The organism is Pseudomonas poae (assembly GCF_001439785.1).
In the GTDB taxonomy this organism is placed as follows: Bacteria; Pseudomonadota; Gammaproteobacteria; order Pseudomonadales; family Pseudomonadaceae; genus Aquipseudomonas; species Aquipseudomonas poae.
This window is the reverse complement of the sequence record NZ_JYLI01000003.1, coordinates 142696-163228: the sequence shown is the minus strand read 5'-3', so window position 1 is coordinate 163228 and position 20533 is coordinate 142696. Positions and strand designations below refer to the sequence as shown.

The 20533-nt window shown below is 62.9% G+C and carries 15 protein-coding genes; 9 read left to right on the top strand and 6 right to left on the bottom strand.

The window, feature by feature from the left end:
* The first annotated feature begins 2 nt into the window (after positions 1-2).
* From TU75_RS04450 to TU75_RS04440, 3 genes are read left to right on the top strand one after another with little or no spacing between them, the layout of a single operon-like run.
* Positions 3-914 (top strand): ABC transporter permease subunit, encoded by a 912-nt coding sequence (locus TU75_RS04450; RefSeq protein WP_004372295.1) that lies wholly within the window; start codon positions 3-5, stop codon positions 912-914.
* A 10-nt stretch (positions 915-924) separates the two neighbouring features.
* On the top strand, positions 925-1893 hold the full coding sequence (locus TU75_RS04445; protein WP_004372297.1) for an ABC transporter ATP-binding protein: 969 nt from the start codon (positions 925-927) through the stop codon (positions 1891-1893).
* Complete coding sequence (locus TU75_RS04440; protein ID WP_004372299.1) at positions 1893-2864, top strand: peptide ABC transporter ATP-binding protein; 972 nt, start codon at positions 1893-1895, stop codon at positions 2862-2864. Before TU75_RS04445 ends, TU75_RS04440 begins: the two co-directional genes overlap by 1 nt.
* A gap of 102 nt (positions 2865-2966) precedes the next feature.
* Here the strand turns inward: TU75_RS04440 and TU75_RS04435 are convergent, their stop codons facing one another.
* Positions 2967-3212: a hypothetical protein gene (locus TU75_RS04435; RefSeq protein ID WP_060548311.1), complete on the bottom strand. Its 246-nt coding sequence runs from the start codon at positions 3210-3212 to the stop codon at positions 2967-2969.
* 344 nt (positions 3213-3556) lie between these two features.
* A complete protein-coding gene (locus tag TU75_RS04430) occupies positions 3557-5140 on the bottom strand; it encodes a peptide chain release factor 3 (RefSeq protein ID WP_004372303.1) in 1584 nt (527 codons plus the stop codon).
* A gap of 329 nt (positions 5141-5469) precedes the next feature.
* Here TU75_RS04430 and TU75_RS04425 point away from each other — a divergent pair, with 329 nt between their 5' ends.
* From TU75_RS04425 to TU75_RS04400, 6 genes are all read left to right on the top strand, one after another.
* The gene (locus tag TU75_RS04425) at positions 5470-6186 is read left to right on the top strand and encodes an ABC transporter permease (protein ID WP_004372306.1); all 717 of its coding nucleotides are present in this window, start codon (positions 5470-5472) and stop codon (positions 6184-6186) included.
* A 20-nt stretch (positions 6187-6206) separates the two neighbouring features.
* Entirely contained in the window at positions 6207-7100 is an 894-nt protein-coding gene (locus TU75_RS04420; protein ID WP_004372308.1) for a glycine betaine ABC transporter substrate-binding protein, read from the top strand.
* A gap of 11 nt (positions 7101-7111) precedes the next feature.
* Complete coding sequence (locus TU75_RS04415) at positions 7112-7765, top strand: ABC transporter permease (protein ID WP_004372310.1); 654 nt, start codon at positions 7112-7114, stop codon at positions 7763-7765.
* Positions 7762-8919 carry an osmoprotectant ABC transporter ATP-binding protein OsmV gene (locus tag TU75_RS04410; protein ID WP_004372312.1) on the top strand — a complete coding sequence of 386 codons (1158 nt, stop codon included), beginning with the start codon at positions 7762-7764 and terminating at the stop codon, positions 8917-8919. Before TU75_RS04415 ends, TU75_RS04410 begins: the two co-directional genes overlap by 4 nt.
* Before the next feature lie 447 nt (positions 8920-9366).
* Positions 9367-10530, top strand: a complete 1164-nt coding sequence (locus TU75_RS04405; protein ID WP_004372314.1) for a type III PLP-dependent enzyme — start codon at positions 9367-9369, stop codon at positions 10528-10530.
* Positions 10531-10656: 126 nt separating this feature from the next.
* The gene (locus tag TU75_RS04400) at positions 10657-13182 is read left to right on the top strand and encodes a PepSY domain-containing protein (protein WP_060548310.1); all 2526 of its coding nucleotides are present in this window, start codon (positions 10657-10659) and stop codon (positions 13180-13182) included.
* Here the strand turns inward: TU75_RS04400 and TU75_RS04395 are convergent.
* From TU75_RS04395 to ptsP, 4 genes are all read right to left on the bottom strand, one after another.
* A complete protein-coding gene (locus TU75_RS04395) occupies positions 13161-14735 on the bottom strand; it encodes an alkaline phosphatase D family protein (RefSeq protein WP_004372318.1) in 1575 nt (524 codons plus the stop codon). The genes TU75_RS04400 and TU75_RS04395 overlap by 22 nt on opposite strands.
* A 127-nt stretch (positions 14736-14862) precedes the next feature.
* Positions 14863-16569: a PTS fructose-like transporter subunit IIB gene (locus tag TU75_RS04390; protein ID WP_004372320.1), complete on the bottom strand. Its 1707-nt coding sequence runs from the start codon at positions 16567-16569 to the stop codon at positions 14863-14865.
* An 11-nt stretch (positions 16570-16580) separates the two neighbouring features.
* Positions 16581-17501 carry a 1-phosphofructokinase gene (gene pfkB, locus TU75_RS04385; RefSeq protein ID WP_060548309.1) on the bottom strand — a complete coding sequence of 307 codons (921 nt, stop codon included), beginning with the start codon at positions 17499-17501 and terminating at the stop codon, positions 16581-16583.
* Positions 17502-20360, bottom strand: a complete 2859-nt coding sequence (ptsP, locus tag TU75_RS04380) for a phosphoenolpyruvate--protein phosphotransferase (protein WP_060548308.1) — start codon at positions 20358-20360, stop codon at positions 17502-17504.
* Positions 20361-20533: the final 173 nt, after the last annotated feature.

The window sequence follows — 20533 nt, the reverse complement described above, 5'->3', positions numbered from 1 at the left end:
CCATGACCACACCTACACAAGCGTCGGCAGTCGATCAAAGCCTGCTGTACCCGTCCCCGTACAAAGAATTCTGGCAAGCCTTCTCCAAAAACAAAGGCGCGGTTGCCGGCCTGGCATTCATGCTGCTGATCGTGTTCTGCGCGATCTTCGCCCCCTGGGTTGCGCCGCATAACCCCAGCGAGCAGTACCGTGACTTCCTGCTGACCCCGCCGTCGTGGCTCGAAGGCGGGCAGATCCAGTTCCTGCTCGGCACCGATGAGCTGGGTCGCGACCTGCTCTCGCGCCTGATCCAGGGCTCGCGCCTGTCGCTGCTGATCGGCCTGTCGTCGGTGGTGATGTCGCTGATCCCGGGCATCCTGCTGGGCCTGTTCGCCGGGTTCTTCCCGCGCTTGCTCGGGCCGACCATCATGCGTCTGATGGACATCATGCTGGCCCTGCCGTCGCTGCTGCTGGCCGTTGCCATTGTCGCGATCCTCGGCCCTGGCCTGATCAACACCGTGATCGCCATCGCCATCGTCTCGCTGCCGTCCTATGTGCGTCTGACCCGCGCGGCGGTGATGGGCGAACTGAACCGTGACTACGTGACCGCCGCGCGCCTGGCCGGTGCCGGTTTGCCACGCCTGATGTTCATCACCGTATTGCCCAACTGCATGGCGCCGCTGATCGTGCAGGCCACGCTGAGCTTCTCCTCGGCGATCCTCGACGCAGCCGCCCTGGGCTTCCTCGGCCTTGGCGTGCAACCGCCAACCCCGGAGTGGGGCACCATGCTGGCCTCGGCCCGTGACTACATCGAACGCGCCTGGTGGGTCGTGAGCCTGCCGGGTCTGACCATTTTGCTCAGCGTGCTGGCAATCAACTTGATGGGCGACGGCCTGCGCGATGCGCTGGACCCGAAACTCAAGAACGCCGCCTGAGGAGATTTCCATGTCACTGTTAGAAATCAAGAATCTCAATGTGCGCTTCGGCGACAAGACCGCCGTACCGGTGGTCGACGGCCTCGACCTTTCGGTCGACAAAGGCGAAGTACTGGCCATCGTTGGCGAATCGGGCTCGGGTAAATCCGTGACCATGATGGCGCTGATGGGCCTGATCGAGCACCCCGGCATCGTCACCGCCGATGCGCTGACCTTCGACGGCAAGGACATGCTCAAGCTGAGCAACCGCCAGCGCCGCCAGATCGTCGGCAAAGACCTGGCGATGGTGTTCCAGGACCCGATGACCGCGTTGAACCCCAGCTACACCGTGGGTTTCCAGATTGAAGAAGTGCTGCGCCTGCACCTGAAAATGTCCGGCAAGCAAGCCCGCAAACGTGCCATCGAGTTGCTGGAAAAAGTCGAGATCCCGGGCGCCGCCAGCCGTATGGACGCCTACCCGCACCAACTGTCCGGCGGGATGAGCCAGCGTGTGGCAATCGCCATGGCGATTGCCGGCGAGCCCAAGCTGCTGATCGCGGATGAGCCGACCACTGCGCTGGACGTGACCATCCAGGCACAGATCATGGAACTGCTGCTGGCCCTGCAGAAAGAGCAGAACATGGGCCTGGTGCTGATCACCCACGACCTCGCGGTGGTGGCCGAAACCGCCCAGCGCGTCTGCGTGATGTATGCAGGCCAGGCCGTGGAAGTCGGCCAGGTGCCGCAACTGTTCGACATCCCGGCGCACCCCTACAGCGAAGCGCTGCTCAAGGCGATCCCCGAGCACAGCCTTGGCGCCACGCGCCTGGCCACCCTGCCGGGCATCGTGCCGGGCCGCTATGACCGTCCACAAGGCTGCCTGTTGTCGCCGCGCTGCCCGTACGTGCAGGACAACTGCCGTACCCAGCGCCCGACACTCGACCCTAAAACCAACAGCCTGGCGCGCTGCTTCTACCCCTTGAACCAGGAGGTGGCGTAATGGCCGTCGTTCTTACCGCCCGCGACCTGACCCGTCACTACGAAGTGTCCCGTGGCCTGTTCAAGGGCCACGCGCTGGTACGCGCGCTCAATGGTGTGTCGTTCGAACTGGAAGCCGGCAAGACCCTCGCCGTGGTAGGCGAGTCAGGTTGCGGCAAATCCACCCTGGCCCGCGCTCTGACGCTGATCGAAGAGCCGTCTTCGGGCTCGCTGCAAATCGCAGGGCAAGAAGTCGCCGGCGCCGACAAGGCCCAGCGCAAGCAACTGCGCAAAGACGTGCAGATGGTGTTCCAGAGCCCATACGCCTCGTTGAACCCGCGCCAGAAAGTCGGTGACCAGCTCGGCGAGCCGCTGCTGATCAACACTGATCTGTCCGCCGCCGAGCGCCGCGAGAAAGTGCAGGCGATGATGAAGCAGGTGGGCCTGCGCCCCGAGCATTATCAGCGCTACCCGCACATGTTCTCCGGCGGCCAGCGCCAGCGTATCGCCCTGGCCCGCGCCATGATGCTGCAACCCAAGGTGCTGGTGGCGGACGAACCGACCTCGGCGCTCGACGTCTCGATCCAGGCCCAGGTGCTCAACCTGTTCATGGACCTGCAGCAGGAGTTCAACACCGCTTACGTGTTCATCTCCCACAACCTGGCGGTAGTGCAGCACGTTGCCGACGACGTGATGGTGATGTACCTCGGCCGCCCGGTTGAGGTGGGCCCCAAGGAAGACATCTACGCGCGTCCGCTCCACCCGTACACCCAGGCACTGCTCTCGGCTACCCCGACGATCCATCCGGACCCGAACAAGCCGAAGATCAAGATCGTCGGCGAGCTGCCCAACCCGCTGAACCCGCCGTCCGGCTGCGCGTTCCACAAGCGCTGCCCGTACGCGACAGCACGGTGCAGCACCGAGGAGCCGATGTTGCGCCCGCTGGATAATCGGCAGGTGGCTTGCCACTACGCAGAGCAATTCGTGGCCTGACCTCCTGCAGGAGCAAGCTCGCGCCTACAGTAAACCGCGTTCTACAGCCCTTCCCGTCAGGTTGCGCATCAGCCTGGCAGGAGGGGTTTTTTATTGCGTGACTCAGGTTTCCCCGTCGTCAAAGGTTTCACTGTCTTCGCCTTCGTTGATGGGATTTTCCGGGTCCTTGATGTCTGTGGGCTGAGACTGCGGTTTCCAACTGCCTGAGTTGACCTCGTTCTGCTTTCTCTTTGTGACGGGGCCGGTGTCTTTCCATTGGGGAACACCCAGCTCCGCCGACGCGGGTAAAGCCGTCAAGCCGAGCGCTGCCACCAATACCAAAGGGATGGCGTAATGAACATTTCGCACAGTGGTCTCCTTTACAGTCGATGGGTACACGCTAGACCCGATGTGGGGTTAGCGCCAATCGCTGGCTGGTCAGGAGGGGGTTGTGGTGTACATATCCGTTGCTGCGGTAACGGCGGCTCGGTGTGCCCGCACCCCGGCCCGCGTGGTTGACGGGGCGCTTCAGATCAAAAGCCAAAGCAGAGCAAAAGCAGTGTGATATCCATCAGACAAATGGAGATGCACATGTGGGAGGGGGCTTGCTCCCGATAGCGGAGTGTCAGTCAGCTTATACGTAGCTGACCCACTGCTATCGGGAGCAAGCCCCCTCCCACATTTAAAGCGTACGCGGGGTTAGCGCGCAGACCTTAGTGATGCTCACGCGTTGCGCGGAATTTCACGTCCGGCCATCGCTCTTCCATCAATGCCAGGTTAACCCGCGTCGGCGCCAGATACGTGAGGTGCCCACCGCCATCCACCGCAAGGTTCTCCACCGCCTTGTTGGAAAACTCTTCCAGCTTCTTCTTGTCACCACACTCAATCCAGCGCGCCGAATACACGGTGATCGGCTCATAGGAGCACTCCACCTTGTATTCCTCTTTCAAACGGCTGGCGACCACGTCGAACTGCAGCACCCCCACGGCGCCGAGGATGATGTCGTTGCTGCGCTCGGGGAAGAACACCTGGGTGGCGCCCTCTTCCGCCAACTGCTGCAGACCCTGGCGCAGTTGCTTGGACTTGAGCGGGTCACGCAGGCGTACGCGGCGGAACAGTTCCGGGGCGAAGTGCGGAATGCCGGTGAAGCCCAGCGCTTCGCCTTCGGTGAAGGTGTCGCCGATCTGGATGGTGCCGTGGTTGTGCAGGCCGATGATGTCGCCGGCGAACGCTTCTTCCAGTTGCTCACGCTCGGAGGAGAAGAACGTCAGGGCATCGCCAATGCGCACGTCCTTGCCGGTGCGCACGTGGCGCATCTTCATGCCTTTCTCGTACTTGCCGGAGCAAATGCGCATGAAGGCAATACGGTCGCGGTGCTTGGGGTCCATGTTCGCCTGGATCTTGAACACGAAGCCTGTGAATTTCTCTTCCACCGGCTCCACGGTGCGCTCGTTGGCGACACGGGCCAGCGGGCGCGGAGCCCAGTCGACCACCGCGTCCAGCACGTGATCGACACCGAAGTTACCCAGCGCGGTACCGAAGAACACCGGGGTCAGTTGGCCGTCGAGGAACTCCTGCTGGTTGAACTCGTGGCAGGCGCCCTGCACCAGTTCCAGCTGATCGACAAAACGGTCGTACTCGTCACCCAGGTGGGCGCGGGCTTCGTCCGAGTCGAGCTTCTCGATGATCTTGGTTTCGGTGCGCTCATGTCCGTGGCCGGCGGTGTAGACAATGATGTAGTCGTCGGCCAGGTGATACACGCCCTTGAAGTCGCGGTAGCAACCGATCGGCCAGGTGATCGGCGCAGCCTTGATCTTCAGGACCGCTTCGATTTCGTCGAGCAGCTCGATGGGGTCGCGGATGTCGCGGTCGAGTTTGTTGATGAAGCTGACGATCGGCGTATCACGCAGGCGGCACACGTCCATCAGCGCGATGGTGCGTGGCTCGACGCCTTTACCGCCGTCGAGCACCATCAGCGCCGAGTCCACGGCGGTGAGGGTGCGGTAGGTGTCTTCGGAAAAGTCTTCGTGGCCGGGGGTGTCGAGCAGGTTGACCATGTGGTCGCGATACGGGAACTGCATGACCGACGTGGTAATGGAGATACCCCGTTGCTTTTCCATTTCCATCCAGTCGGAGGTGGCATGGCGGTCGGATTTGCGCGATTTCACCGTGCCGGCCACCGCGATTGCCTTGCCCATCAGCAACAGCTTCTCGGTGATGGTGGTCTTACCGGCATCGGGGTGGGAAATAATAGCGAAAGTGCGGCGTTTCGCGACTTCGGCGGCCTGGTGGGTCATGGGAAATCGCCTGGCAGGTGAGTCAAAAAAGGGGCGCGAGTATAGCGCAAACCCCACGGTTCGGACCACCGTTCACCCGATCAGGGGTGGCTAAATGCTGCCAAGTGTGGAACCTTTTAAAAGGTGGAGACGTCCATTCCCCTGCTATCGCACTCGTAACAGGGCTGAAAAATCAGCAAGTTAGCCTGACGGGGCTGCGCTCATGGCTCGATACATACCGCGTTGCCGGTATCGACGAGCTGCTTTTCGCGAACGCTTTCGCCGACAGCCAGCAATGGCATTGCCGCAGCAGAATGTGTTCGCCGACAAAAGAAAAAAGGAGTCCGCCTGTGGCTATTCGCTATGGCAAAGGGCTGATAGGAGGTGCGGTTGTCGTCGCGCTCCTGGCCCTGCTGGTCCACTGGATCGGCATCAACACGATCGAACTGTACCGCGACGATTTGTTGTTTTACCTGCAAGCTCATCTGATTCTGGTTTTAGTCTCCATGCTGGCCGCCCTTATTGTGGGCATCCCCGCCGGCATCCTGCTGAGCCGACCGAACATGGTCGGGCGCGCCGAGCGCTTCATGCAGATCTTCAATATCGGCAACACCGTCCCTCCCCTGGCCGTACTGGCCATCGCCCTCGGCGTTCTCGGCATTGGCAGCGGCCCGGCCATCTTCGCGCTGTTTCTCGCCTCACTTCTGCCTATCGTGCGCAACACCTATGAAGGTCTGAAGAATGTGCAGGGCTCACTCAAGGAAGCCGCCACCGGCATCGGCATGACCCCGCGCCAGGTGCTGTTTCGCGTGGAATTGCCCAACGCCGTGCCGATCATCATCGGTGGCGTGCGTGTGGCCCTGGCGATCAACGTCGGCACCGCGCCGCTGGCCTTCCTGATCGGCGCCAACAGCCTGGGCAGCCTGATTTTCCCCGGCATCGCCCTGAACAATCAGCCGCAACTGTTGCTCGGCGCCGCGTGCACCGCGCTGCTGGCGTTGCTGCTGGACGGTCTGGTGACCATGGCCAGCCGCCTTTGGCTGGAACGCGGGTTGCGTCCGTCTTGAGGTTGGGTAAAGGAATTCACATGAAAAAGCTGACATTGATACTGAGCTGCGTCCTGCTGTGCGCGGGGTTTGCGCAAGCCGCCGAAAAACCGGTGATTCGCATCGGCGCCCGGGTGTTCACCGAACAGACCCTGCTCGCCGAAATCACCTCTCAATACCTGCGCACCAAGGGCTACGACACCCGCGTCACCGGCGGTCTGGGCAGCAACCTGGCGCGCAGTGCCCAGGAAAGCGGGCAACTGGACCTGCTCTGGGAATACACCGGCGTGTCGCTCGTGGCCTACAACCACATCGACGAGAAACTCGACAGCGCACAGTCCTACGCCCGGGTGAAAGAACTCGATGCGAAAAAAGGCCTGGCCTGGCTGTCGCCGTCGCACTTCAGCAACACCTATGCGCTGGCGCTGCCGGACAAGGTGGCCAGGGAACATCCTGAAATCAACAACATCAGCGACCTCACCAAAGCCATGGCGGCAGATACCCGGGAACACCGCCTGGTGGCGCTGGACACCGAGTTCGCCAACCGCTCCGACGGCCTGGCCGGCATGGTCAAGCTGTACGACATGAACCTGACCCGCAAGAACACCCGGCAGATGGACGCGGGCCTGGTGTACACCGCGCTGCGTAACGGCCAGGTGTTTGCAGGGCTGGTCTACACCACCGACGGTCGCCTCAACGCCTTCAAATTGAAGCTGCTGGAGGACGACCTGCACTACTTCCCGGACTACACGGCCGCGCCGGTGATCCGCCAGGAATACCTCGACCAGCACCCGCAACTGGCTGCCGAACTCAAGCCGCTGGCCGACCTGTTCGACGATGCAACCATGCGCCAGCTCAACGCGCGGGTCGATGTCGACCATGAAAGCCCGTCCGCCGTTGCCGCAGATTTCCTGCGCCAACATCCCATCAACTAAGAGGAGAAGACATGGAATTCCTGAACGCCTTTTCCCATCTTGATTGGGCCCAGGTGCTGCAACTGACCTGGCAGCACATCACCCTGGTCGGCATTGCCGTACTGCTGGCAATCTTCATTGGCGTGCCCCTGGGCGTACTGATGACGCGCTTCCCGACGCTCGCCGGTCCCTTGCAGGCCAGCGCCACGGTGCTGCTGACCGTGCCGTCGATTGCGCTGTTCGGCCTGCTGCTGCCGTTCTACTCCAAATTCGGCCAGGGGCTGGGGCCAATGCCGGCAATCACCGCCGTGTTCCTCTACTCCCTGCTGCCGATCATGCGTAACACCTACCTGGCCCTCACCGGCGTGGAACCGGGCATCCGCGAAGCCGCCAAGGGCATCGGCATGACCTTCGGCCAGCGCCTGCGCATGGTCGAGCTGCCGATTGCCGTACCGGTGATCCTCGCCGGCGTGCGCACCGCCGTGGTGATGAATATCGGTGTCATGACCATTGCCGCCACCATCGGCGCCGGTGGCCTGGGTGTACTTATTCTGGCTTCCATCAGCCGCAGCGACATGTCGATGCTGATCGTCGGCGCCGTGCTGGTCAGTCTCCTGGCCATCTTCGCCGACCTGCTTCTGCAATGGCTGCAACGCTCGCTGACTCCAAAAGGACTGCTCAAATGATCGAACTTCAAAACCTGACCAAGACTTTTCAAAGCAACGGCAAAACTGTCTCCGCCGTGAACGACGTAAGCCTGACCGTCAATGAAGGCGAAATTTGCGTATTCCTCGGCCCCTCGGGCTGCGGCAAGAGCACCACGCTGAAAATGATCAACCGCTTGATCAAGCCCACCTCGGGCAAGATTCTGATCAATGGCGAAGACACCACCGACCTGGACGAAGTGACCCTGCGTCGCAACATCGGCTATGTGATCCAGCAGATCGGTCTGTTCCCGAACATGACCATCGAGGAAAACATCGTGGTGGTGCCCAAGCTGCTGGGCTGGGACAAGCAGAAATGCCACGACCGCGCCCGCGAGCTGATGAGCATGATCAAGCTCGAACCCAAGCAGTATCTGCACCGCTACCCACGTGAACTGTCGGGCGGCCAGCAACAGCGCATCGGCGTGATCCGCGCACTGGCGGCCGACGCACCGCTGCTGCTGATGGATGAGCCGTTCGGCGCGGTCGACCCGATCAACCGCGAAATGATCCAGAACGAGTTCTTCGAGATGCAACGCGCGCTGAACAAGACCGTGATCATGGTCAGCCACGACATCGACGAAGCCATCAAGCTGGGCGACAAGATCGCGATCTTCCGCGCCGGCAAGCTGCTGCAGATCGACCATCCGGACACGTTGCTGGCGCACCCGGCTGACGAGTTCGTGAGCAACTTCGTCGGCCAGGACAGCACCCTCAAGCGTCTGCTGCTGGTGAAGGCCGAAGACGCGGCGGACAACGCCCCGTCGGTGAGCCCGGAAACCCCGGTGGCCGATGCCCTGGAACTGATGGACGAGCATGACCGCCGTTATGTGGTCGTCACCTGCGCCGAGAACAAGGCGCTGGGTTATGTACGCCGCCGCGACCTGCACCGCCAGGCCGGTACGTGCGGCCAGTACCTGCGCGAGTTCAACGCCACGGCAGCCTATGACGAGCACCTGCGCATCCTGCTGTCGCGCATGTACGAGTTCAACCGCTCGTGGCTGCCGGTGATGGATGCCGAGCGGGTGTTCCTGGGGGAAGTCACCCAGGAGTCGATTGCCGAGTACCTGAGTTCAGGCAAGTCGCGTGGGGGCAAGACCAGTATTGTCTCGCCTGCCGAAACTGCTTTGGCCTGATAGATTGCTATCGCAGGCAAGCCAGCTCCCACAGGGGAATGCATTCCAGCATAAGAATGCAGTTCAAATGTGGGAGCTGGCTTGCCTGCGATGAATACACCGCAAATCCATCTGATTGGCCCCATCCGGGGAACATCAATCCGTCACACCTGTCGGTTACATAAGTAGCTGCACGCGGTAGCGCGACGAACGCGTGCAAAAACGCGACATTTTTAGTTGATCCCACGCCCATCAAGCCCTAAAGTTCGCGCCGAACGTCCATGCTGGAAACGATCCATCCGGCTCAAGTACTGACGACGAGACAGCAAGGCCAAGGGAAGCGGTACATCCCATGGCCTTTTTGCTTTCGGCGACATGCCTTGGGAAGTAGGCGAACCAAAGTGGGGATACGGAGGACGTTCATTTGCACCCATGGCTAATTTTAGTTTGCCCCTAGGAGTTCCCAGCATGTCGATCCAGGTCGAAGATTATTTCGCGCGCGCCACCTTTGACAAAATGAAGGCGTTCGCCGACAAGCAAGAAACCCCGTTCGTGGTGATCGACACCGCGATGATCAGCCAGGCCTACGATGACCTGCGCGCCGGTTTCGAATTCGCCAAAGTCTATTACGCCGTCAAGGCCAACCCCGCCGTCGAGATCATCGACCTGCTCAAGGAAAAAGGCTCCAGCTTCGATATCGCCTCGATCTACGAGCTGGACAAGGTCATGGACCGCGGCGTCAGCGCCGACCGTATCAGCTACGGCAACACCATCAAGAAATCCAAAGACATCCGCTACTTCTACGAGAAAGGCGTGCGCCTGTTCTCCACCGACTCCGAAGCCGACCTGCGCAACATCGCCAAGGCTGCACCGGGTTCGAAGGTGTACGTGCGCATCCTCACCGAAGGTTCGACCACTGCCGATTGGCCGTTGTCGCGCAAATTCGGCTGCCAGACCGACATGGCCATGGACCTGCTGATCCTCGCCCGCGACCTGGGCCTGGTGCCTTACGGCATCTCCTTCCACGTCGGTTCGCAACAACGCGACATCAGCGTGTGGGACGCGGCCATCGCCAAGGTCAAAGTGATCTTCGAGCGCCTGAAGGAAGAAGACGGCATCCACCTCAAGCTGATCAACATGGGCGGCGGTTTCCCGGCCAACTACATCACCCGCACCAACAGCCTGGAAACCTACGCCGAAGAAATCATCCGCTTCCTCAAGGAAGACTTCGGCGACGAATTGCCGGAAATCATCCTCGAACCAGGCCGTTCGTTGATCGCCAACGCCGGCATCCTGGTCAGCGAAGTGGTACTGGTGGCGCGTAAATCGCGCACCGCCGTCGAGCGTTGGGTGTACACGGATGTGGGCAAATTCTCCGGCCTGATCGAAACCATGGACGAAGCCATCAAGTTCCCGATCTGGACCGAGAAGAAAGGCGAGATGGAAGAAGTGGTCATCGCCGGCCCTACCTGCGACAGCGCCGACATCATGTACGAAAACTACAAGTACGGCCTGCCGCTAAACCTGGCCATCGGTGATCGCCTGTACTGGCTGTCGACCGGTGCGTACACCACCAGCTACAGCGCGGTTGAGTTCAACGGCTTTCCGCCATTGAAATCGTTCTACGTGTAACCCCTGCCCGATCAAAAAGCCCACGCCTTGTCGTGGGCTTTTTGCATGTAAAAAGGAATGTTTCTCGACAACCCACGGCATAATGCGCGCCGTCAATCCCTATCCAGTTCTGCGAGGCCGTACGACGTGTTGAAGAAAACCCTGTTCCAGTTGCACTGGTTCTTCGGCATCACGGCCGGGCTGGTACTGGCCCTGATGGGGATCACCGGGGCAGCGGTGTCGTTTCAGGATGAAATACTCAGGGCGCTCAACCCCCATGTATTGAGCGTTGAAAAGCGCGACGCCGGCGTGCTGCCACCCGCCGAACTGGTGCGCAAGCTGGAGGCCACCGAAGGCAAGACCGTGTCGATGCTGTGGGTGGAAAGCGACAGCGGCAACGCGGCGCGCGTGTTCTTCAGCGCGCCACCGGGTGAGCGACGGGGGCAGATGCGCTACTTCGACCCCTACACCGGCGACTACAGTGGCGATGCGACGGGTCAGGAGTTCTTCGGCTTTATCCTGCAGGTGCATCGCTTCCTCGCCATGGGTGAAACCGGTCGGCAGATCACCGGCGCCTGCACCCTGATTCTGCTGTTTTTCTGCCTGTCCGGCCTGTACCTGCGCTGGCCGCGCCAAGTGAAGAACTGGCGTGCCTGGCTGACGCTGGACTGGCGCAAAAAAGGCCGCAGTTTCAACTGGGACCTGCACTCGGTGTTCGGCACCTGGTGCCTGCTGTTCTATCTGTTCTCGGCGCTTACCGGCCTGTACTGGTCCTACGACTGGTACAACAAGGGCCTGACCCAATGGCTGTCCGACGCACCACAGAACGAACGGGTACGCACGCGTAACCCGGCGCCCGCAGACACCCTGCCTGTGGCCAATTACGACGCGATCTGGAGCAGCGTCTACAGCAGCGCCGGCCCCGGCCTGAGCGCCTATAACATCCGCATGCCGACCGTCGCCGGGCAGCCGGCCATCGTCTATTACCTGCTGCGTGACGCGTCCCATGACCGCGCGCTGAACCAGATCAACCTCGACCCCGCCACCGGCGAGGTCAAAGCCCATGAGCGCTACGCCAGCAAAAGTCTCAAATCGCAGCTGCTGACCAGCATTTATGCGCTGCACACCGGCAGCTACTTCGGCATCGTGGGGCGGGTCATCCTCACTGTCAGCGCGCTGTGCATGCCGTTGTTCTTTATCACCGGTTGGCTGTTGTACCTCGACCGCCGCCGCAAAAAACGCCAGGTGCGCGATGCCCGCAACGGCCTTGCGAACAACCACAGCCAAGCGCCGGCCTGGCTGATCGGCTTTGCCAGCCAGAGCGGCTTTGCCGAACAACTGGCCTGGCAGACCGCCGGGCAATTGCAGGCCGCCGGCCTGCCGGTAAAGGTGCAGCCCCTGGGCAGTGTCAGCCAGGATGAGTTGAGCCAGGCGCAAAACGCACTGTTCGTGGTCAGCACCTTCGGCGATGGCGAAGCACCCGACAACGCCCGTGGTTTCGAGCGCAGCGTGCTGGGCCAGGATGTGTCCCTCGCGGGCTTGAACTACGCGGTGCTGGCCCTGGGTGATCGCCAGTACGAACACTTCTGCGGCTTTGCGCGGCGCCTGCAGTTCTGGCTGACCCAACAGGGCGGCAACCTGCTGTTCGCCCCGGTGGAAGTCGACAGCGGCGACACCGCTGCGCTGCTGGACTGGCAACAGCAACTGGGCCAACTCACCGGCCAGGCGCCGGCAGCGGCCTGGCCGGTGGCGCAGTATGAACAGTGGACGCTGAGCCAGCGCACACTGCTCAACCGTGACAGTGCGAGCACGCCGGTGTACCTGCTGGGTCTGACGTCAGCGGCGCCCCACGCCTGGCTGGCCGGTGACCTGGTGGAAATCCTGCCGTGCAATGGCCAGGACGCCATCGAACAGCTTCTCCAGAGCCTTGGCCTGAACGGCAGCGACGATGTGCTGATCGACGGCCTGGCGCAACCGCTCGCTCGGGCTCTGGCCACACGCCAGTTGCCGGCCAAGCTTGCACACCTGGTCGGCTTGCACGCCCAGGCGGTGGTGGATGCATTGGTGCCGCTGGGCATGCGCGAATACTCCGTCGCCTCGATTGCCAGCGACGGCGTGCTGGAACTGATCGTACGCCAGGAGCGCCGCCCAGACGGCAGCCTGGGCCTGGGCTCCGGCTGGCTCACTGAACACGCCGCGATCGGCTCCGCCATCCGCCTGCGCCTGCGCCGCAACACTGGTTTCCATCTGCCAGAGATGCCCGTGCCGCTGATCCTGCTGGGCAACGGCACCGGCCTCGCTGGCCTGCGCAGCTTGCTCAAAGCGCGCATCGCCCTGGGCCAGCAGCGCAACTGGCTGTTGTTTGGCGAACGCACGCGCCAGCATGACTTTCTGTGCCAGGACGAACTCCACGGCTGGCTGGCCAGTGGCGACCTGGCGCTACTGGACCTGGCGTTTTCCCGCGACCAGGTAGAAAAAATCTACGTGCAGGACCGTCTGCGCGAATCAGCCGACGTGCTGCGCAAATGGCTGGCCGAAGGCGCGGCGATCTATGTGTGCGGGAGTTTGCAGGGCATGGCGACAGGGGTGGATCAGGCGCTGGTGGACATACTGGGCAGTGAGGCAGTGGAGCGGTTGATTGAGCAAGGGCGTTATCGGCGGGATGTGTATTGATGTGCCGAACGCTGTGCAGGCTGCAACCTCTGCTCAAACACAGAAACCCCATCCAGGTCGCGCAAAATCACCGTCAACTCCGCCGTCTGCCCGTCAATCTGTACCTCGCCAAAAAACTGAAATCCGGCGAACGGCGAGGTGTTCTGCGCCGGCGGTGCTTTCTCGAACACCACTTCCGGGCCAAAGGTTTTATCCAGCGGGTTAGGCCCGAAACTTCCGGCATTCAAAGGCCCGGCGACAAACTCCCAGAACGGTTCGAAATCCTGAAACGCCGCCCGGTCGGGGTGGTAGTGATGCGCTGCGCAATAGTGCACATCCGCCGTCAGCCACACGTGATTGCGCACCTGCTGGGCGCGCAGGAACCCAAGCAGTTCGGCGATTTCCAGCTCGCGGCCCTGCGCCGGGCCCGGGTCGTTGTTGGCAATGGCTTCCCAGCGCGCCACGCCAGGGCTGACTTCACCGTCGGGCACACCGAGGCCGATGGGCATGTCGGCCGCAATGACTTTCCACTGGGCCGTCGAGGCCTTGAGTTCGCGCTTGAGCCAGTCCAATTGTTCGCGCCCGAGAAAAGGTTTTTCACCGCCCAGGTTGTCATCATTGGCGCCGCGATAACTGCGCATGTCGAGCACGAACACGTCCAGCAACGGGCCGTAGGCGAGCTTGCGGTAAATCCGCCCGCCAGCATCGGCGCCCTGCCGGCGCATCGGTGAATACTCCAGCCAGGCCTGGCGCGCACGGCCGACCAGGGTATTGATGTCCTTGACCTTGTAACGCTCGTCGAGCTGCTTGCCGGGCGACCAGTTGTTCACCACTTCGTGGTCGTCCCACTGCCAGATCTGCGGCACCTCAGCGTTAAAGCGCCGCACGTTTTCGTCCAGCAGGTTGTAGCGATAGTTGCCGCGATAGTCGTCGAGGGTTTCGGCGACCTTGCTCTTGGATTCGGTGGTGAGGTTGCGCCAGATGCGCCCGCCTTCGGTGGGCAGTTGCGCCGGCACCGGGCCGTCGGCGTAGATGGTGTCGCCGCTGTGGATAAAGAAGTCCGGCAGGCGCAGACGCATGGCTTCGTAGATGCGCATGCCGCCGATGTCCGGGTTGATGCCAAAGCCCTGGCCGACGGTGTCGCCGCTCCACACAAAGCGAATGTCGCGGCGCTGCTGCGGCACGCTGCGCAGGTGGCCGAACCACGGCTCGCTGGCGACGCCGCTCTGAGCGTCCTCGAAATGCACGCGGTAGAAAATCGCTTGATCGACCGGCAAGCCGGTGAGCTCGACGCGAGCGGTGAAATCGCTGCGGCTGTCGGCCAGCGGCGAGACAAACCGGCGCGGGTTGCTGAACACGCTGCGGGTGTCCCACTCCACCACCATGCGCGCGGGGCGGTCGCTGCGGCTCCAGATCATCGCGCGGTCGCCCAGCAGGTCGCCGGACTGCACACCGTCGGTGAGCTGAGGCCGGTCCTTGACCGACGCGATCACCGCCGGGGCCAGGCCAGGCAACAACAGGCCGGCGCCGACGACTTGCATCACGCGGCGACGGCCGAGATCGAAGTGGCTCATGCGGGGGTGCCCTCTGGGTATCGAAGAGGCCACTAAACCATGCCGATATGACACCGACCTTACAGCCAATAAAGCGCTGAATGTGGGAGCAAGCCCCCTCTCACAGAAAGCCTCTCTGCCACATCTTCTAGGCGGGCGCGACTGCCAGCTCTACCGCCTCCGGGCGTTTGATCAGCGCATACACCACGCCGGTCACCACGCTGCCGGCCACAATCGCCAGCAAATACAACAGCGCGTGATTCATCGCATTCGGAATGATCAGCACGAACAACCCGCCGTGGGGCGCGGCCAGTTTGCAGCCGAAGTACATCGACAGCGCACCGGTCAACGCGCCGCCGGCGATGCTGGCCGGGATCACCCGCAGCGGGTCTTTGGCCGCGAAAGGAATCGCGCCTTCAGAGATGAAGCACATACCCAGAATCATCGCCGCCTTGCCGGCCTCGCGCTCGGTCTGGGCAAACTTGCGCCGCGCCAGAAAGGTGGCGATGCCCATGCCGATCGGCGGCACCATGCCGGCGGCCATGGTCGCGGCCATCGGCGCCCCGCTGGAGGCCGCCAGCAGGCCGACCGAGAACGCATACGCGGCCTTGTTGATCGGGCCGCCCAGGTCGACGCACATCATGCCGCCGAGCAGGATGCCGAGCAGCACGGCGTTGGTGGTGCCCATGGTGCTGAGAAAGTCCGTGAGGCCGGTCAGCAGTCGCGCCACGGGCGGGCCCACCAGGTAAATCATCGCCAGACCGGTAAACAGGCTGGCCAGCAGCGGAATGATCAGGATCGGCTTGAGGGCTTCCAGACTCTGGGGCAACTTCACCGCGCGGGTAATCAGCTTGACGCAGTAGCCGGCGAGAAAACCGGCGAAAATCCCGCCGATAAACCCCGCACCCAGGGTGCCGGCCAACAGGCCGCCGATCATGCCGGGCGCGATGCCGGGACGGTCGGCAATCGAGTAGGCGATATAGCCTGCGAGCAACGGCACCATCAGCATGAAGGCCTGGTCGCCGACGCTCTTGAGGGCCGCCGCCAGGGTGCCCTTTTCTTCGAAGGCATGAATGCCGAACACGAAGGACAAGGCGATCAACAAGCCGCCTGCCACCACCATCGGCAACATGAACGACACACCGGTCAGCAGATGCTTGTAGACCCCGGTTTTTTCCTGTTTGGCCACCGCGCCGCTGGCGGCGCTTTCCACCACACCTTCGGCCAGCGCCTTGTTGAGGGTCGCTTCCGATTGTTTGAGGGCAATGCCGGTGCCGCAGCGGTAGATCTTCTTGCCGGCAAAGCGCTCGGTGGCGACTTCGATGTCCGCTGCCAGCAACACCACATCGGCCTCGGCGATGGCCTGCGGACTCAATGGCGTGCGCGCGCCGACCGAGCCCTGAGTCTCCACCTGCAGGTCGTAACCCAGGCGCTTGGCCGTCTGCTGCAAGGCTTCGGCGGCCATAAAAGTGTGCGCCACGCCGGTGGGGCAGGCGGTGATCGCGACGATACGCGGCGCCTGGCTGGCCGCTTGTTGCGTGGCGACGTACACCTGAGCCTCTTCGGCCCCACGGCGCAATACCGCCTCGACATCGGCCAATGCCTGGGCCGGCGTGCTCTGGAACACACGCTTGCCGATAAACCGTTGCATGTCCACCGGCGTGCTGCTGACCAGCAAGACCCACTCGGCATCGTTGAGGATCGCTTCGGACAACTGACGTTCTGGGTGCTGCACATCGATCACTTCGACGCTGGTGCTCCACCCCTGGCGCTGCGCGGCGGCGTCCAGCAAGCGGGCGCACAGCACACTGGTGACCATGCCGTTCGGGCAGGCGGTAACAATGGCTAATTTCATCACAAACCCTCTTATTGTTCTGTCAGCGCGCGCACTTGGACGCCGCTCTGCAAAATATCCAGCTGTGCGTGGTCGCTGATGCCGAAACCGACCTGCGTCACCGCCATCGCGGCAATCGCCGTGGCGCGGCTCAGGGTCTGTTCCGGCGTATCGCCACTGAGCAGACCGTGGAGCATCCCGGCCAGCAGCGAATCACCGGCGCCCACGGTACTGGCCACCGTTACGTTGGGCGGCGTGGCGTGCAGGGCGCCGCCGGGGCGGTACCAACTCACGCCTGCAGCACCGTCGGACACCACCACATGTTCCACACCCAGCTGATGCAAACGGCTGATGGCATCCGGGGCATCGCCCAGGGCTTCGGCCAGTTCTTCGGTATTGGGCTTGACCAGCCAGGGTCCGGCCTGGAGCCCGGCGCTCAGGGCTTCGCCGCTGGTGTCGAGGGCGACTTTCAAGCCTTGCGCCTTGAGCGTCTCCAGCAACGCCTGAAACCACTGCGGGCTGACGCCGCGCGGCAAGCTGCCGGCGATCACCACCGCGTCGAACCGGGGGCCGATCTCTGCCAGCAGTGCGAGCAGTTGCGCTTGCGCCTGCTCGGTTACCTGCGGCCCCGGTGCATTGATATCGGTGACGCGGCCATTGTGTTCGGCAATCTTGATATTGCTGCGGGTTTCGCCCGGCACGCGAACGAATGCGTCGACGAACCCACAGCGGCTGATCAGCGCATCGAAGGCCTGCGGGTTGGCGTCGCCGAGAAAGCCACTCACGCTCAGCTGATGGCCCAGATCGGCCAGCACTTGGGCGACGTTCACGCCCTTGCCCGCCGCATGGGTGAGCATGTTTTCGCTGCGGTTGACCTCCCCCGGCTCAAGGCGCGGCAGCTGTACCGTGAGGTCCAACGCCGGGTTCAGCGTCAGGGTCAGAATCTTCGCCATTTAAACGGCCTCCACTAAGGCTCGCACTTCGGCGGGCGAACCCACCGCCAGTGCTTTTTGCGCCAGGCTTTGGGCCTCGCTCAGGCTGAATTCACGCACCCGCGCTTTGACTTCAGGAATGCTGCGGGCCGACACGCTCAACTCGTCCACCCCCAGCCCCACCAGCACCGGCACAGCCAACGGGTCAGCGGCCAGTTCGCCGCACACACCCACCCATTTACCGTGGGCATGAGCCGCGCGCACGGTGATGTCGATCAGTTGCAAAACGGCCGGGTGCAGGCCGTCAGCCTGGGCGGACAGCGTCGGGTGGCCACGGTCGATGGCCAGGGTGTACTGGGTGAGGTCGTTGGTGCCGACGCTGAAGAAGTCGACTTCCTTGGCAAGTACCGGCGCCAGCAGCGCGGCCGACGGCACTTCGATCATGATGCCCAACTGCAAGTCGGCCACCGGGATTTCCAGGCGCAGGCGCTCGGTCATGTCACGGGCCGCGCGCCACTCATCGACGCTGCCTACCATAGGGAACATGATGCGCAGCGGGCGGTTGTCCGCCGAGCGCAACAGGGCGCGCAGTTGCGCTTCCATGATCTGCGGGCGTTGCAGGGTCAGACGAATACCGCGTACGCCGAGGAAGGGGTTTTCTTCTTCGGCAATCGGCCAATACGGCAGCGGTTTGTCGCCGCCCACATCCAGGGTGCGCACCACCAGCGGGCGACCGTCGAGGCCGTCCAGCACGCGACGGTATTCGGCTTCTTGAGTGGCTTCGTCCGGGGCTTGCGAGTGGGCCATGAAAATCAGTTCGGTACGCAGCAGGCCGATGCCTTCGGCGCCCTGCTCCACCGCGCTGGCCACGCCGGCGCTTTCGCCGATGTTGGCGAACACTTCCACCGAATGACCGTCGCGGGTGCGCGCCGGCTCGTGGCGCTGAGCCGAAGCGGCTTGCAGACGCTGCTCACGGGTGTCGCGCTCCACGGTGGCACGTTGCAGCGTAGCGGCATCGGGGTCGACGTGCAGGCGACCGCGCTGGCCATCGAGCAGCAACGGTGTGCCCGCAGCCAGCAGCAACACGGCCGGCCCGGCGCCGACCAACGCGGGAATACCGAGGGCACGGGCGACGATGGCGCTGTGGGCCGTGGCGCCACCGCGGGCGGTGAGGATGCCGGCCACGCGAGCCGGGTCCAGGCGCGCGACGTCCGAAGGGCCGACTTCGTCCATCACCAGAATGTAAGGCTCGCTCGGCTCCTGGGCGCTTTCGACGCCGCACAGTTGCGCCAGCACTCGGCGGCCGATGTCGCGCAGGTCGGCGGCGCGCTCGGCGAGCAAGGCATCCTGCAGCGACTCCTGCTGTTTGGCAGCGCTTTCGATCACGCTCATCCACGCCGCCTGCGCGCTTTCGCCCTGCTTGAGGCGCGTGTCGACGTCATCGGTGAGTTCCGGGTCGTCGAGCATTTCCTGGTGGGTGATGAAAATCTCGCGGATCGCCTTGGCCTGGCTGCGCTCGATCAGGCCCTGGATGTCGCGGCGCACATCGGCCAGCGCATCCTGCAGGCGCTGACGCTCAATGGCACAGGACTCGCCGCGCAGCGGGTAATCAAACACCTGTTGCACCTGGACATGCGCAGGACCGATGGCGATGCCCGGCGCGGCAGCGATGGCCTGGCTCTGGCTGCCGGCAAGCGGCGCGCTGATGACGGGTTCGATCTCGACGGGTGTGAGCTGCTCGCTCACCGTCGGCAGCGGTTCGACCTCTTCGCCGAGGCCCTGCTCGACGGCGGCCAACAGGGCGGGCAAGGCGTCGCCGGCAATGGTGGGTTCGGCGACAAACTCCAGCACCTGACCGCGACGCGCGCCGAGGCTGAGCAGCTTGCTCAGGCTTTTGGCCGACACGGCGCCCACCGGCCCATCGACGATGCGCAGGCGGATATCGCCGTCAAAGCTTTTTGCCAATTGCGCGAGGATCTTCGCCGGACGCGCGTGCAGGCCGTGAGCGTTGGCCAGGGTGACGCGCGCGTTGGGCCAGTCCGGCGGCAGTTCGCCGCCGAGCACTTCGAGCACCGCGCGGCTGCTGGTGGCGCGGCCCAATTCCTGGCCACGTCCTTCGATCAACAAGGCACACAGGCGTTCGAGCAAGGCCTGATGCGCTTCGCCCAGGCTCGCCAGGCAGAACAGGCCATTGAGCGGCTGGCCAAGGTAGCGCATGGGTTTGTCCGGGGTGACGAACGCCAGGCCCGGGCTTTTCACCGTTTGCTCGCTGTGCAGCCACCACAGGCCATCGCCCAGGGGCAGCGCTTCGACCTGCTGCAGCACGGCGGCGAAACCATTGCTCACGCAGTCGGCCTGGCGCAGCAGGCGTGCGCCGCGCCAAACCAGCTCTTCAAAATCATCGGCGGACACGCCCAGGCTGATCATCTGGGCGTCCAGCGCCAGTTCCTGCGGCGCGCCTTGCAACAGTTTCAACAGCGCTTCGGCGCTTTCAGCGCGGCGCAGCGCCTGGCCCAAGTCGGTTTCACCGAGGGCGCGGGTCAAGAGTTGCAGCAGGCGCAGGTGTTCATCGGACTTGGCGGCAATGCCGATCGCCAGGTAGACGATCTGGCCGTCGCCCCAGTCCACCCCTTCGGGGAACTGAAGCAGGCGCACGCCGGTGGAAAATACCTGATCGCGGGTTTCCGGCGTGCCGTGGGGAATGGCGATGCCTTGGCCGAGGAAGGTCGAGCCTTGGGCTTCACGGGCTTGCAGGCCACTGAGGTAGCCCTCGGCGACCAGGCCGTCGGTCACCAGTTTGTCAGCGAGCAGTTGCAAGGCAGCAGATTTATCCACAGCCAATTGGCCCATGGATATCTGCTCTACAGTGAGCTCAAGCATGCCGTTCTCCTAGTTAGTGCGCGCAACGCACTAGGTATTGTTTTGAATAAAACAGTGTAAGCGTGTTTATGAACTAAACGGCTGATGGTCAATTGGCAGTAGCCAGTCAGTCGCGAACGTCGTAAAAATACGCTGGCTGAAACGTTTAATCTAGAATTTATGGCAGATTACGC